At 61.1% G+C, this 14,544-nt stretch carries 13 protein-coding genes; 7 read left to right on the top strand and 6 right to left on the bottom strand.

What is annotated here, in order from left to right:
• Positions 1-44: 44 nt before the first annotated feature.
• From VGU25_04750 to VGU25_04765, 4 genes are all read right to left on the bottom strand, one after another.
• Entirely contained in the window at positions 45-569 is a 525-nt protein-coding gene (locus tag VGU25_04750; GenBank protein HEV2576500.1) for a dihydrofolate reductase family protein, read from the bottom strand.
• A gap of 93 nt (positions 570-662) precedes the next feature.
• The gene (gene secA / locus VGU25_04755) at positions 663-3,623 is read right to left on the bottom strand and encodes a preprotein translocase subunit SecA (GenBank protein ID HEV2576501.1); all 2,961 of its coding nucleotides are present in this window, start codon (positions 3,621-3,623) and stop codon (positions 663-665) included.
• A 165-nt stretch (positions 3,624-3,788) separates the two neighbouring features.
• Entirely contained in the window at positions 3,789-4,109 is a 321-nt protein-coding gene (locus VGU25_04760; GenBank protein HEV2576502.1) for a hypothetical protein, read from the bottom strand.
• A 6-nt stretch (positions 4,110-4,115) separates the two neighbouring features.
• On the bottom strand, positions 4,116-5,042 hold the full coding sequence (locus VGU25_04765) for a rhamnogalacturonan acetylesterase (protein HEV2576503.1): 927 nt from the start codon (positions 5,040-5,042) through the stop codon (positions 4,116-4,118).
• A gap of 159 nt (positions 5,043-5,201) precedes the next feature.
• Here VGU25_04765 and VGU25_04770 point away from each other — a divergent pair, with 159 nt between their 5' ends.
• Positions 5,202-6,500: an MFS transporter gene (locus VGU25_04770; protein ID HEV2576504.1), complete on the top strand. Its 1,299-nt coding sequence runs from the start codon at positions 5,202-5,204 to the stop codon at positions 6,498-6,500.
• Positions 6,501-6,567: 67 nt separating this feature from the next.
• Positions 6,568-6,921, top strand: a complete 354-nt coding sequence (locus VGU25_04775; protein HEV2576505.1) for a VOC family protein — start codon at positions 6,568-6,570, stop codon at positions 6,919-6,921.
• 59 nt (positions 6,922-6,980) lie between these two features.
• On the opposite strand, the gene VGU25_04780 is transcribed toward VGU25_04775, so the two are convergent.
• Together VGU25_04780 and VGU25_04785 are read right to left on the bottom strand one after the other, a co-directional pair.
• Positions 6,981-7,397, bottom strand: coding sequence for a cupin domain-containing protein (locus VGU25_04780; protein HEV2576506.1), 417 nt, complete (start codon positions 7,395-7,397; stop codon positions 6,981-6,983).
• A gap of 28 nt (positions 7,398-7,425) precedes the next feature.
• A complete protein-coding gene (locus tag VGU25_04785; GenBank protein ID HEV2576507.1) occupies positions 7,426-7,917 on the bottom strand; it encodes an isoprenylcysteine carboxylmethyltransferase family protein in 492 nt (163 codons plus the stop codon).
• A 71-nt stretch (positions 7,918-7,988) separates the two neighbouring features.
• On the opposite strand from VGU25_04785, the gene VGU25_04790 reads away from it, so the two are divergent.
• From VGU25_04790 to VGU25_04810, 5 genes are all read left to right on the top strand, one after another.
• Positions 7,989-9,389, top strand: coding sequence for a dipeptidase (locus VGU25_04790; protein HEV2576508.1), 1,401 nt, complete (start codon positions 7,989-7,991; stop codon positions 9,387-9,389).
• On the top strand, positions 9,386-10,021 hold the full coding sequence (locus VGU25_04795; protein ID HEV2576509.1) for a molybdenum cofactor guanylyltransferase: 636 nt from the start codon (positions 9,386-9,388) through the stop codon (positions 10,019-10,021). The genes VGU25_04790 and VGU25_04795 overlap by 4 nt, the downstream gene beginning before the upstream one ends.
• Before the next feature lie 62 nt (positions 10,022-10,083).
• Complete coding sequence (locus tag VGU25_04800; protein ID HEV2576510.1) at positions 10,084-11,076, top strand: ATP-binding cassette domain-containing protein; 993 nt, start codon at positions 10,084-10,086, stop codon at positions 11,074-11,076.
• Between the two features lie 188 nt (positions 11,077-11,264).
• Positions 11,265-12,773: a sugar transferase gene (locus VGU25_04805; protein ID HEV2576511.1), complete on the top strand. Its 1,509-nt coding sequence runs from the start codon at positions 11,265-11,267 to the stop codon at positions 12,771-12,773.
• A 44-nt stretch (positions 12,774-12,817) separates the two neighbouring features.
• Positions 12,818-14,533: an NAD+ synthase gene (locus VGU25_04810; GenBank protein ID HEV2576512.1), complete on the top strand. Its 1,716-nt coding sequence runs from the start codon at positions 12,818-12,820 to the stop codon at positions 14,531-14,533.
• Positions 14,534-14,544 lie beyond the last annotated feature (11 nt).

A 14,544-nucleotide genomic window follows, 5' to 3' on the forward strand; every position in this document is an offset into this window, starting at 1 on the left:
TGGCAGTTTTGCGTCGCAAGACAATTTCATCCTGAATTTCGAGATTACTTATAGACGATGGAATAGGTAAGGCTAAGCGTTCCGCTCTTGTACGTATGATGCTGCCGGAGAATGAGCTGGAGGCGTTGCGACGGAGGGGGAAGCAAGGGTATGCCACCGCCGAGAAGGATTGGGATGACGATAAGTTCGATTTCGTCGACGAGATTAGCCGCGAGGAGGGTGCGGAAGAGCTCGCCGCCGCCGAAGAGCCAGATGTCTTTGCCATTGTCGGGTTGGTTGCGGAGTTCGGCGACGGTTTGCTCGGGTGTGGTGGAGAGGATGGAGGATTTGGGGATATCGGCGCGCGTGAGCGTACGGGAGAAGATGTAGTTCTTCTTGCCGGGGAAGGTGGGTTGCCCGTGCGCGCGCATGACATCAAAGGTGCGACGGCCGATGAGCAGAGTGTCGTAGCGGGAGAAGTCCTGGGCGTAGTCCACCTCGGGATCGGAGGGGATCCAGTCGAACTCGCCTTTGGGGCCGGCGATGAAGCCGTCGAGGCTAGAGGCTACGGCATAGCGGACGCGGCGCATGCGAAAGTTTATCGCCAACGATGGAACCCCACCCATGACGACGATAAAGCTGTCGTGATGAATGGGGCACCGAAAGAGTCGTACTGAGGAGCGCTACGCGTTGGCGCCGTGGCACTTCTTGTATTTCTTGCCGGAGCCGCAGTAGCACGGATCGTTGCGGCCGATGTTGGCGCCGGCGCGCTTGGGGGCAGAGCCGTTGCCGTTCGAGGTTGAGCCGCCGGCCTGGCGGGCGATCTCGAGTTCGCGCTCTTTCTTGCGGGCGAACTCGCGCTCGAGTGCGTCGATGGTGGTCTGCGGAGCGCGCGTGGGAACGACGGGCGGCGCGGACTGTTGCGCTGGCTGCTGGTTTGGCTGCCAGTGAGTGGGCGCGGCAGAGGGCATTTGAGCTGGCGGCGGCATCTGCGGCGGGGTGGCGAAGTGCCGCGCCTGCAGGGCGGCGAGTTGCTCAGGTGTTTCGATGGGCGTGCCGTCCGGAGCGAGGATCTGCATGCGGAACAGGTGCCGGCAGGTGTCCTCTTGGAAGCGCGTCATCATTGCCTCGAACATGATGAAGGACTCTTTCTTGTACTCGACGAGTGGATCGACCTGGGCGTAGCCGCGCAGGCCGATGCCCTCCTTGAGGTGATCCATGTTGAGGAGGTGATCCTTCCAGAGGCCGTCGAGCACGGACAGCATGACGACGCGCTCGTGGTAGCGCATGTTGGGTGCGCCGAGGATCTGCTCCTTGACGTTGTAGCGCTCGCGGAGCTTTTCAAACATGGCGTCGCCGAGGTCGTGACGCGAGAGCTCTTCGGCGTTGATCTGGTCCTGAAGCTTTGCGCCGAAGAGATCGAAGGTCGCGGCGAAGAGACCTTCGAGGTTCCATTGCTCGACATGCGCCTTCTCTGGGATGTACTCGTCGAGAAGGTTGGAGAGGATCGTCGAGACGTAGTCGTCGGTGATGAGCTCTTTCTGCTCGACGCCTTCCATGAGCTGGCGGCGGAGCCCGTAGACGGCTTCGCGCTGCTTGTTCATGACGTCGTCGTACTCGAGGACGTGTTTGCGGGACTCGAAGTTCTGAGCTTCGACAGCCTTCTGCGCGCCTTCGATGCGCTTGGAGATCATGCGCGATTCGATGGGCACGCCCTCTTCCATGCCGAGACGCTGCAGCAGCGTGCCGACCCACTCGCGCGCGAAGATGCGCATGAGGTCGTCTTCAAGCGAGAGGAAGAAGCGCGAGGCGCCGGGATCGCCCTGACGGCCGGCGCGGCCGCGGAGCTGGTTGTCGACGCGACGCGACTCATGGCGTTCGGTGCCGAGGATGAAGAGACCGCCGGTTTCGATGACTTTCTCGTGCTCGATCTTTGTGGCGGATTCATGGGCGGCGATGATCTCATCCCACTGCTCCTGCGTGGTCTCGAACTCCTGGCCCTGGTAGTAAAAGCGGGTGAAGCCGGCGGCGGCGTTGGGATGGATGGCGCCTTCGGCAGGCGAGACTGCGCGCGCGAGGTTCCGCTTGACGAGGTCCTGGCGCGCGATGAACTCGGAGTTGCCACCAAGAAGGATGTCCGTTCCGCGGCCAGCCATGTTGGTGGCGATGGTGACCATGCCGAGGCGACCGGCCTGCGCGACGATTTCGGCTTCTTTCTCGTGGAACTTCGCGTTGAGGACGACGTGGCGTACACCCTTGCGCTTGAGGATGTCAGAGAGGAGCTCGGATTTCTCGATCGACGTAGTGCCGACGAGGACCGGCTGCTTCGAGGCGTGCAGACGCTCGATCTCGTCGGCGACGGCGAAGTATTTTTCTTTCGCGGTGCGGTAGACGACATCGGGGTTTTCGATGCGCTGCATCGTGCGATTGGTAGGGATGACGACGATGTCGAGCTTGTAGATGGATTGGAACTCGGCGGCCTCGGTCTCAGCGGTACCAGTCATGCCGGCGAGCTTCTTGTAGAGACGGAAGTAGTTCTGGAAGGTGATGGTGGCAAGCGTCTGATCTTCCTTGCGGATATCGACGCCTTCCTTGGCCTCGATGGCCTGGTGGAGGCCATCAGACCAGCGGCGGCCGGGCATGAGGCGGCCGGTGAATTCGTCGACGATGATGATCTCGCCGTCCTTCACCACGTACTCGACGTCGCGCTTGTACAGGGCGTGGGCCTTGGTGGCCACCTCGATGTGGTGCTTCATGTCCCAGTTTTCGGGGTCGGCAATGTTGCCGATGCCGAGAAGCTTTTCGACCTTCTCGAAGCCTTCGTCGGTGATGGTGATGGCGCGCGCTTTTTCGTCAACGACGTAGTCGCCGGTCCAGGTCTTGGACTGCGACTCGAAGTTCTCGATCATCTCGCCTTCTACGAGTTGCGGGATGATGGTGTTGGCGATGGCGTACTTGTCGGTGGTTTTGTCAGTGGGGCCGGAGATGATGAGCGGCGTGCGGGCTTCGTCGATGAGGATGGAGTCGACTTCGTCCACGATGCAGTAGAAGTGGCCGCGCTGCACGGTGTCCTTGAGGTCGAACTTCATATTGTCCCGCAGGTAGTCGAAGCCGAACTCGTTGTTGGTGCCGTAGGTGATGTCAGAGCCATAGGCTTCGCGACGCTGCTCGTCGGAGAGGTCGTGCACGATGACGCCGACGGAGAGGCCGAGGAAGCCATAGACCTTGCCCATCCACTCGGCGTCGCGCTTGGCGAGGTAGTCGTTGACGGTGACGACGTGGACGCCGCGGCCGGCGAGCGCGTTGAGATAGCAGGGAAGCGTAGCGACGAGCGTCTTGCCTTCGCCGGTTTTCATTTCGGCGATCTTGCCCTGGTGCAGGACCATGCCGCCGATCATTTGCACGTCATAGTGACGCATGCCGATCACACGGATTGCTGCTTCGCGGACGACGGCGAAAGCCTCGGGCAGGAGCTCATCGAGCACGCGCTTTTCGGCGTCAGCGATGTCTTCGGGCTCGGTCAGGCCTTCGATGGCGGAAGCGACGCGGGCCTTGAATTCGGCGGTTTTGGCGGCGAGCTGCTCGTCGGTGAGCTGCTTGAGGGCGGGCTCGTGGTCGTTGATTTGCGCAAGCGTGGGGAGCATGCGCTTGACGGCGCGGTCATTGGCGGTGCCGAAGACTTTGGCGAAGGTTTTTTCGAGCAGCACGGGAGTTGTCCTTTTGGCGCGGCGCCGGATGGAGCTATCGACGCGAGTAATCAGAATTTCGAGCGGAGTGGAACAGGCCAGACTGGCCCGCAGAAATGGCGCTTAGAGAGCGGCGTTGCGGGCGAAGCTGGTGGCCGCGAAGATGGCGGCGGAGTGTGCGGCGGGCGGGCGCATCGTCCACGTGGAATGGAAGACGGCGGCTAACGCGGGCGCTGGTGTGAGAAGAGTTTCCGGATCGACGGCGCTATCTGCGGTGTTCTGCGCGAAGTGCTCGTTGTGCGCGTCTACCGCATGGCGGTACAGCAGCGCGGTGATGCGGTCGCCGTGAAAGCCGCGCGGCGAAGAAGACGCGTTCGCCTGTGCCGCTCCGAGCGTGGAGAGCAGCAGAAAGAGGCAGGCGAGATGGCGAGTGCGCAGAGACACGGGTGTCTATAGTTTAGATGATTGCGCGGCCGAATTGTTGCTGTTCTGCAGCGAGGGTTTGAGGTAGTGGGACAGCGGGTCGCCGGTAGAGCGAATCGCTGTTGCGACGCATTGTGCCACCAAATCAGCGCCTTCGGGGCTGGTGTGGGTGTGGTCCTTGGGGAAGAGCGGCGCGGTCTTTTCGGGGCCGAGGGCTTCGAGGCGGTCGGCTTCGACGTTGCCGAGCTCGAGGACGGGAATTTTCTCCTGCGCGGCGACCTGGCGGACCCAGTCGTTGTAGCCCATGTCGCGCTCGATGTGGGCGCCAGTGGGACAGGCGGGTTGAGCCGCGGCACCGCAGGATGAACCGTCCGGAGCCTTCCAGATGTTGCGGACGGTTGGCGTGAGAAGGATGGGGTGGACGCCTTTCGCTTTGGCGTCGTCGATCATCTTGCGCAGATACCAGCCGAAGGTGTGGATGGTCTCGATCTTGCCGGCGTAGGGGCCGGTGGTCTGCGCGACGTCCTGGGTGTCGTCGCCGATGCCCTTGAGGTCGCCCCGGGGCTTGGCGCCGCCGAGATCGCCGCCGTCGTTGTGACCCATCTGCAGGAGGAGGAAGTCGCCGGACTTCATCTCGGCGAGCGTGGCGGCCCAGTGGCCTTCGTCGATGTAGGAGCGGGCGGAGCGGCCGGCGATGGCGCGGTTCGCGACGTTGATGCGCGAGGTATCGAAGAAGTGCGCGAAGTGGTCGCCCCAGCCGAGGTCGGCGCTATTGCGTGCAGTGGAGTCTCCGACGATGAAGACGGTGGGAAGCGCTGGGTTGAGCGGAGCGTTGTGCGGGAGGTTTGTCTGTGGAGGTGTGGGCGGAGGGGCTTCCTGCGCGATGGCGGGAGCGCTGAATGCGAGGCCGAGGATGACAACGGGACCGAGTGCGAGGGAGACGAGCCGCAGCATAGAGCTAACGGTAGCATCCGCGCAGTGCGGCCGTGATGAACAAAGGTGTGGTGGAAGTCTGACTTGCGGCGTAAGCTACGCGCACACAGAAGAGCAGGCTTTCGGGGAAGGCGGATGGCGATGGGCGCTGGTGCGGGTCGGACGCCGTTGGAGAGCGCTTTGCGCAAAGCGCGGTGGCGAATTCTGCCGCTGCTGTCGATCGGCTATCTGCTTGCCTTCATGGACCGCGCGAACATCAGCTTCGCGGCGGAGCCGATGAACCGCGACCTGCACTTTACGCCGTACGTGTATGGGCTGGGCGCGGGCCTGTTTTTTGTGAGCTACGCGCTGTGCGAGGTGCCGTCCAACCTGCTGCTGCTGAGGTTCGGGGCGCGACGCTGGCTGGCGCGGATCATGTTTACGTGGGGCCTGCTGGCGATGGCCATGCTCTTTGTGCGCGGGCATGCAAGCTTCTATGGCATGAGGCTGCTGCTGGGTGTCGCCGAGGCCGGGTATTTTCCCGGCGCAGTGTACTTTATGTCACTGTGGTTTCCGGCGAAGGAGCGGGCGCGCGCGATCAGCTTCTTCTATGTCTCGCTGCCGCTCGCGAGCGTCGTAATGGGAAGCGCTGCGGGAACTCTGCTGCGGCTCGATGGACGTTATGGCCTGCACGGCTGGCAGTGGCTTTTTCTGCTGGAGGGTATTCCCGCCGTGCTGCTGAGTGTGGCGATCTGGTTCAGCCTGTCAGAGAGACCCAGAGCTGCGACGTGGCTGCGCGAGGACGAACGAGAGGCGCTTGAGTCCGAGATAGCAGACGCTTATCCGCCGGCGCATTCTCAAAGGCGGAGCGCTTTGGTTGCTGTGCTGCGCGACGTTCGCGTGTGGCTTCTCGGACTTTGTGGGTTCTGTCTGCTGGGAGCGAACTATGCTGAAAACTTTTTTCTGCCTGAGATTCTTCGCAAGCTGACGGGAGCGTCGACGGGCACTGTCGGCTATATGATCGCGCTGGCGGCCGGTGCAGGAGCGGTAGCCATGATCGTGAACGGGATGCATTCGGACCGGGCGCGCGAGCGTCGCTGGCATGTACTTGTTCCCGTGCTTCTGATGGCTGCGCTGATGTTAATTGCCGGGATTCATCTGCAGGGTTGGATCGCTGCGGTGGTTCTTCTGCTGGCGCTGCCGGTGTTCTTTTCGATGCAGGCTCCGTGGGTTGCCGTCTTCGTAGAGTTGTTCCGGGGCGAGCAGGCAGCGCTGGCGATCGCTACCGTCAATATGCTCTCCATCGTTGGCGGGTTTGCGGGCCCGTATTGGATGGGGTGGATGCGTGAATTCACCGGCGGGTATGCGGTGGGAATTGGGTCGCTCTGCGTCGTGTGGCTGGTGATGGGGGGTTCGCTGGCGCTGGCAACGCGGAGCAGGTCGGACGCCAGGATGGAATCCGTTGGAGATCTGATCGTTGCGAGTGAGAAAAGCTTGTAAAGATGCGGACGAGGTTGCGATCGGCGGACTAAGATAAGCCGGATTCCCAGCGACAAAGGAGAAAACTATGGCAAACCCATTTGTTCATCTGGAGCTGAATACGACTGATTTGAAGAAGGCGCAGACGTTCTACGGCGAGATGTTCGGGTGGCAGTTTCAGGACAACGATATGGGGCAGTTTGGGATCTATTCGACGTTCAAGCCCGAGAAGGATCCTGGCGGCGGAATGTACGCCGCTCCGAACATGCCGCAGGGATGGCTTGCCTACGTTGGCGTCGATGACATCAAGGCCGCGACTGCGAAGGCGAAATCGCTGGGTGCGCAGATATTCATCGACTCGCACGAGATTCCGAACGTCGGTTGGATGTCCGTGATGAATGATCCGACGGGATCGCGCATCGCGCTGTTCCAGCCGAAGTAAATAGAGAATACAGAATTGAGCGGCTGTCTATTCTGCCGCCGGAACCGGACGCGCGCGGATTAGCTGCCGTAGCCGCGGTGTTTCATGGCGGCGAGCTCTTCGGCGTTCGGCCACGAAATGGTGAGCAGGAAGGCGGAGTCTTCGAGCGCTTCGACATCGTGGCGGATGGATGCGCCGAGCGTGAAGAGATTGCCGGTCGAGAGCTCGTGCGGTTTGCCGCCGACGTTCAAGCGGAGCTTGCCTTTGAGGACCTGGACGGAGATGGTGCCGTCGGCGTGGTGCTCCTTCATGTGCGCGCCGCTTTCCATGGAGATGAGCACGACGCGTAAGTCGTGTTTCTTGAAGAGCGTTTTTGCATATTGGCCGGACTGCCAGGGCTTCTTGCTCGCCGCGTCGGCGATCTCCTGGTTGAGATCGAATTGCGCCATCCGGTCGACCATGGTGCCATCGTCGAGGGAGGTGGTGGATGTGGTCATAGTTCGCGGTCCTCCGTGAGCGTCGAGTCTACGCCTTGTGATGCGGGCCGAGCCATCGCGGTGTCCTGCGAGTAAACTCGTCGAAGGCTGCAGGATCGCGGTTGCGCAGGTGCGGCTCTTCGAGCAGCACGACAACAAGGTGGAAGCAGATGAAGACGAAGACGGCGTACTGGAGGATGGCTCTCGAGTCGAAGATGCAGGCCTGGCCGAGGATCACCAGGAGGACGCCGACGTACATTGGATTGCGCGAGTAGCGGTAGAGACCGGTGAGAACGAGACTGGACGGCTCTTCCCCAACCACAGCGCGCAGGGGTCGGATGAAGAAGATAGCCGGCGTGCCGTGTGCGGCAAAGAATCGCGTGGCGCAGAGGAGGTAGACGAGCGTGCCCGCAACGATGAGCAGCCAGCCAAGCTGCCATGCGCCGTGCGCGAGATGGCGCGGGCCGAAGCTCCACGGCAGGTAGCCGGCGACAACGCCCGGCACCAGAACGGTGAACAGGGCAAGCCGCAAGAGAAGCACGGCGGCAGTTTACATGCAAAGCTGGTCGCCGGGATGCGATACTGCGGGGCAGCCAAGGAGTGACTGAACGGATGAGTGAAGCGGCGATTGCCTATGCGCAGAACAATGGAGAGCGGTTTGTCGAAGAGTTGAAGGAGCTGTTGCGGATTCCGTCGGTTTCGACGGCGCCCGAGCATGCGGGCGATGTGCGCAGGGCGGCGGAGTTCGCCGCGGAAAAGCTGCGCGCGGCCGGCATGGAGAATGTCCGGTTGATCGAGACGACAAGCGAGAAGCATAAGAATGGGCACCCGCTGGTGTATGCGGATTGGCTGCTTGCAGGCTCAGAGAAGCCGACCGTCCTTTGCTATGCGCATTACGATGTGCAACCGCCCGATCCGCTGGATGAGTGGAAGTCGCCGCCGTTTGAGCCGGCGGAGCGCAACGGCAACATCTACGCGCGTGGTGCGGTTGATGACAAAGGCCAGTTGATGATTCATCTGAAGGCGATCGAGTCGCTGATGAAGACGGATGGCAAGCTGCCGGTAAATGTGCGCGTCATCCTCGAGGGCGAGGAGGAGGTTGGCGGGGAGGGAATTGCGACCTATGTGCGCGAGCACGGCGACACTCTGAAGGCTGATGCCGCGCTGGTGAGCGACTCGGAGATGTTTGCGCCGGAGCTGCCGACGCTGTGTGTGGGGTTGCGCGGGATGATCTACACGGAGATTGAGGCGCGTGGGGCGGCGCAGGATTTGCACTCCGGCATGTATGGCGGGGCGGCGCCGAATCCGTTTGTGGCGCTGGCACAGATCATCGCGCGGATGAAACGCGAGGATGGGCATATTGCCATTCCGGGTTTTTACGACGGTATCGAGGAGCCGACGAAAGACGAGCTGGAATCATGGCGTGCGCTGCCGTTTGATGAGGACGAATACCTGAAGCATGAGGTGGGGTCTACCGAGCTGACAGGCGAAGAGATGTTCTCGGTGCTGGAGCGCACGTGGTCGCGGCCGACGATGGATGTGCACGGGATGCCGGGTGGGTTTACCGGCGCGGGAGCCAAGACGGTCATCCCCGCCAAGGCGGTGGCGAAGGTAAGTTTTCGGCTGGTGCCCGGAATGAAGCCGATGGACATCTTCGAGAAGTACAAGGCCTTCGTGCAGGAGATCTGCCCGAATGGCATCACGGTTGATGTGCGGATGATCCACTTCGGCGATCCGATTGTGATGAGCTCCGACAATCCGTACATCCGCGCGGCGAAGCAGGCGATGGCGGAGGTCTTCCATAAGGACACGGTGTTTATTCGCAGCGGCGGGTCGATTCCGATCGTCGGCGACTTTGTGCGCGAGTTGGGGATTCCGACCGTGTTGATGGGCTTCGGGCTGCCGGACGACAATCTGCACGCGCCGAACGAGAAGTTCAATCTCTCGAACTTCCACCGCGGAATCGAATCCGTGATCCGCTTCTTCGACATTGTGGGCGAGCAAGGCCGGTGAGCGACGCAAAACTGCCGGTGCACGGCTTCGTACTCGCGGGCGGGAAGAGCACGCGCATGGGTCGCGATAAGGCTCTGCTCGAGATCGGCGAGCGGCCAATGGCTGAGATCGCCATTCGGAAGCTGGAGAGCTTCTGTGCGGAGGTGTCGATTGCCGGGAATCGCGACGACCTTGGTGCGTTTGGAGCGATCGTGCCGGAAGAGCGGGTAGGTGCGGGGCCGGCAGCGGGGATTGAGGCTGGGCTCCGTGCAGCGCGACAGCCCTGGGCGTTATTTGTACCCGTGGACGTGCCGCTGGTTCCAGCGGATTTGCTGCGCATGTGGGCGGCGCAGGTGCTTCGCGAGCCGCGGGTGGTGGTCGGTCACCTGTACGTCTTTGGGGATCAGCCGGCATTTTGCATGATTCGGAGCGGATGCGGGCAGGCGTTCACGGCCGCGCTGGAAACCGGCGAACGCAAGCTGGCGAGGCTGTTTGATCGCCTGGTTCAGAGCGGCGGGGTTCACCGCGTCTACAGCGTGCGTGAGCTTTATGGCGCCGGCTATCCGGGCGATGAGGTTCTGCGCAGGATGTTCATGAATGTGAATACGCCGGAAGAGCTTGCAATCGCGCAGCATTGCACAGTCGAGTCATAGCGACTCCAGATACCGTTCGCGAGGGCTCGGAATGAAATACTGGCACAGGAGAGCTGCCAACTATGGCGCACGTACCCGATCCCGGCAAATCAAAACTCGATCTTGAGCCTGGGGAGTCGCTGACCGCTGACGTTTCGCCGGAAGCCGCGCCGGTTGTCGAGGAGTTCATGGCCGGGGCCGCGGAGGCCAACGCGGAGGAGGTCGCTTCCGCCGAGCAGGACATGGCTTTCAGCGCCACGGCGGGGTTGCCGGCAGCAGAGTTCGCGGGCACTGTCACCGGGCCATACATAGCATTTGAGGGCGTCTGTAAGTCGTTTGGCGAGTTTGTTGTACTGAAGGACGTCAGCTTCTATGTAAATCCTGGGGAGACGCTGTGCATTCTCGGTAGAAGCGGTGTGGGGAAGTCGGTCTCATTGCAGATTCTGATGGGATTTCTGAAGGCCGACCGAGGCACGGTGCTGGTTGCCGGTCAGGACATCAGCGGATTCACCGAGCGGCAGATGCAGGAGGTGCGCCGGAAGGTCACGATGGTCTTTCAGAGCGGGGCGCTGTTTGACTCGATCACGGTGGGCGAGAACGTGGCTTTTCCTTTGCGCGAGCGCGAGCACATGGAGGAGGACCAGATCCAGAAGCTCGTAACCGGTCTGCTGGATATGGTGGGAGTGACCGGGATGGAGAACCTTCTGCCCAGTGACTTATCCACCGGAATGAAGCGCTCGGTGGCGATTGCGCGGGCGTTGGCAGCCCAGCCCTCGGCGATTCTTTACGACGAGCCGACCACGATGGTCGACCCCCTGATGGCGCACCTGCTCGGCGAACTCATCCAACTGCTCAAAACGCAGTTGCATCTCACAAGCATTGTCGTAACTCATGACACGCGGTTCGCCGAAAAACTAGCGGATCGGGTTGTCTTTCTCCACGAGGGCAGGGCACGCTTTTTCGGAACGATGGAACAGATGAAAAACAGCGATGACCCCGTCCTTCAGGAGTTCCTTTCCCTGGATGAATTGGTGCTGCCGGGAGGTGGTCGTGGAGGTAACTCTCCAGACCGGTGAGAACTGTCCTTATGCCCCTGAAGGGTAACTGTAAAAACACCAATTGTTGCAAAACTTTACGGTATGGATCGTGTTAGCGTGAAAGTAACGTATCAGTTCGAAACTTGCTAAAGCGATATGGACCCGCGGGGGTCTGCGGCTCTTGATGAGAAGGCATTAACGGATCGCTGAGAAGGTTTTTGGTTCCGATGGCAACACCGGATTACATAGAACAAGTCGTTATCTCGCGGCGCTCTCAACGGCGATCCAGACCCATTGCCCGTGAGGGAACTTCCAGCGTCTCGAGGCCATCAGTCGTCAGCCTGGTGTGGGTGGTGCTGGATTGCCTCAGCGTGCTGATTGCCGGACTGATCGCGTTTCGCATCCGGTTACCTCAAGCTACCACAGCAGAAGGGTCGTTGATTCAGCACATAGCCGGCCCTGCGCCTCAGGTGCTGTTCCTTTATCTGCTGCTGTTCTGTTTCTACATTGTAGTTTTCGCGCGGATCTACGGCCTCTACCGCTCGACAGATTCGCGCAGCGGCATGCACGAACAGCGGATGACGGTCCAGGCGACTCTGACCGCCGGCCTGCTGCTGTGCGGGACGCTTTATCTGCTTCGCGCCTACGCGGTCTCCCGGATCGTCATGATCGTCACGGTGCTGCTGACGATGCTGATGCTGATGGTGCGCCGCGCCCTTTGGCGCAGGTTGCGCCAGAAGCGGTTTATCGAGGGCCTCGAGGTTCGCAATGTGCTGATTGTCGGGGATGGCCGCGTTGGGCATGCGCTGCGCAATCATCTTGAGTCTCTGCCGCACATGGGTTTCCGCTTCAAGGGCTTCATCACCATGGACGGCCGTAGTGAAGGAGTCACCGGGTCACAGGTAGTCGGAAATATCCGCAACTGCGTGGCGCTTGCGCGGTCACTCTTTGTCGATGAGATTTACTTCTCCACTCCGGCCGACAAGCATACGGTGATCTCCGTGGTGGAGGACGCGCGCGCGCTGGGCATCGAGGTGCGTGTTGTGCCGGACCTCTACGACGGCCTGGCGTGGAACGCGCCGGTGGAGTACATCGGCCAGTTTCCGACAATTCCGCTCCATCGCCAGGACTTTCCACGCGATGCCTTCTTGCTGAAGCGCGTGATCGATATATTGCTGGCCTCCGCCGCGTTGGTAATCGCGGCGCCATTTATGGTGGTCATCGCGTTGCTCATCCGCTCGGACTCACCAGGACCTGTGCTGTACACGGCTGATCGGCTGGGCCGCAAAGGCCGCGTGTTCAAGTGCTATAAATTCCGCACTATGGTGAAAGACGCAGACCAGCGACGCGAGGATTTGCAGCACATGAATGAGCGCGATGGAGTGCTGTTCAAGATCAAGGAAGACCCACGCCTGACGCACGTTGGCCGCTGGCTCCGTAAGTACTCGCTGGATGAATTGCCGCAGTTCTGGAATGTGCTCAAGGGTGAAATGAGCATGGTTGGTCCTCGGCCACCGCTCGCCGCCGAGGTGGAGAAGTACGATCTCGCCCATCTCCGCCGCCTCGACGTGCTGCCCGGTATCACCGGGCTTTGGCAGGTCGAAGCGCGGCAGGATCCATCGTTCGACAGCTACATCTCGCTGGATACGGCGTATGTAGAGAACTGGAGCCTGATGCTCGACATGCGCATCCTCGCGCGCACGATCGGAGTTGTCTTCGCTGGGACTGGCGCCTAGGCGCACACCGGCCGACTTCGGGCTCAGCGCGATAAACTGGATGCGTGCGAATAGCTCTGGCTCAGATCAACCCAACTGTGGGTGATTTTTCAGGAAATCTTCAGATCATCTCCAGGTTCTACGAACAGGCAGCTCGCGACGGCGCCGAGCTGGTCATCTTCCCGGAACTCGCAACGGCTGGATACCCGCCGGCCGACCTGCTGGAAAAAGAGACGTTCGTCTGCAGCGCGGAGGAATCGCTGCACAAGCTGGCGCAATTGACGAGCGGAGAGAACCGGCCCGCGATCCTGGTGGGCTCGCCGATGCGGTGTCAGCAGGAGGGTGGGAAGCACGTTCGCAACGTGGCCGCGGTCCTGGAGTTTGGCGAGATTCGCTTTACGCAGACCAAGCGGCTGCTTCCGTTCTATGACGTCTTCGACGAGCAACGGTATTTCGAGCCGGCGACACGCCAGGGACTGACGAAGATCAAGGGCCACGCCGTCGCGATCACGGTTTGCGAGGACGCCTGGAACGACAAGATGTTCTGGCCGCAACGCTTCTATCCCAACGACCCGGTGGAAGAGTTGATGAAGCAGTGGGCGGTGCTTCCGCAGCCGCTCAGCGGTCACCGGTTGATTCTGAACATTTCCGCTTCTCCGTATTGGCACGGCAAGCCGGCTGTGCGGCGCCGCATGATCCGCGCGCTCGCCGAGCGGCATGGAGCGACGGTCGTAATGGTCAATCAAGTCGGCGCGAATGACAGCCTTATCTTCGACGGCGATTCGTTTGCAATGAACCCGCGCGGCGAGGTGATCGCTCAGTGCAAAGAGTTCGAGGAAGACCTGGTCATCGTCGACACGCAGAATGCGCAGCCGGTGACGGTCTCGCACAGAAATGAAGCTATCGCCGAAAACGCAAAGATGCCGGGCGGCGAAGCTGAGTGCGAGCGCACCTGGAAGGCGCTGGTACTGGGCACGCGCGACTATCTGCGCAAGTGCGGCTTCCGGCAGGCGCTGCTCGGCTTGAGCGGAGGCATTGACTCGGCGCTGGTTGCGGCAATCGCAGTGGAAGCGATAGGCGCAGAGAACATTCGCGGGATCGGCATGCCGAGCGAGTTCTCTTCGGAGGGCTCGGTGACAGACGCCGAGCGGCTCGCGAAGAACCTCGGGATTCGATTTGATGTCGTTCCGGTGCGCGCAATCTACGAGCAGTTCTCGCGCGCCCTGGAGCCATTCTTCAAGGGGACGCCGTTCGGACTCGCAGAGGAGAATCTGCAGCCGAGAATTCGTGGCAGCCTCCTCATGGCGATTTCAAATAAGCAGGGCGGCCTGGTGCTGACGACGGGCAACAAGAGCGAGATGGCAACCGGCTACTGCACGCTCTATGGTGATATGGTCGGCGCATTGGCGGTGATTGGCGACCTTTATAAGACCGAGGTTTACGCTCTCAGCCGCTATGCGAACCGCGAACGTGAGATCATCCCGCAGGAGACCATCGACAAGGAGCCTTCGGCGGAGTTGCGGCCCGGACAGAAGGACACGGACTCGTTGCCACCCTACGAGATCCTTGACCCCATTCTGCGCGCGTATGTGGAGGACTACCGTTCGGCCGACGAGATTGCAAAGATGCGGAACGTCTCACCGGATTTGGTACGCCGCATTATCCGGCTCGTAGAACTTGCAGAGTACAAGCGGCAACAAGCCGCCCCGGTGCTGAAGGTTTCCAAGAAGGCATTCGGCATGGGCAGGCGCTTTCCCATCGCGGCGAGGCGTGACGTTTAACCAGGCAGCGC

This window comes from Acidobacteriaceae bacterium, from assembly GCA_035944135.1.
Classification (GTDB): Bacteria; Acidobacteriota; Terriglobia; order Terriglobales; family Acidobacteriaceae; genus Granulicella.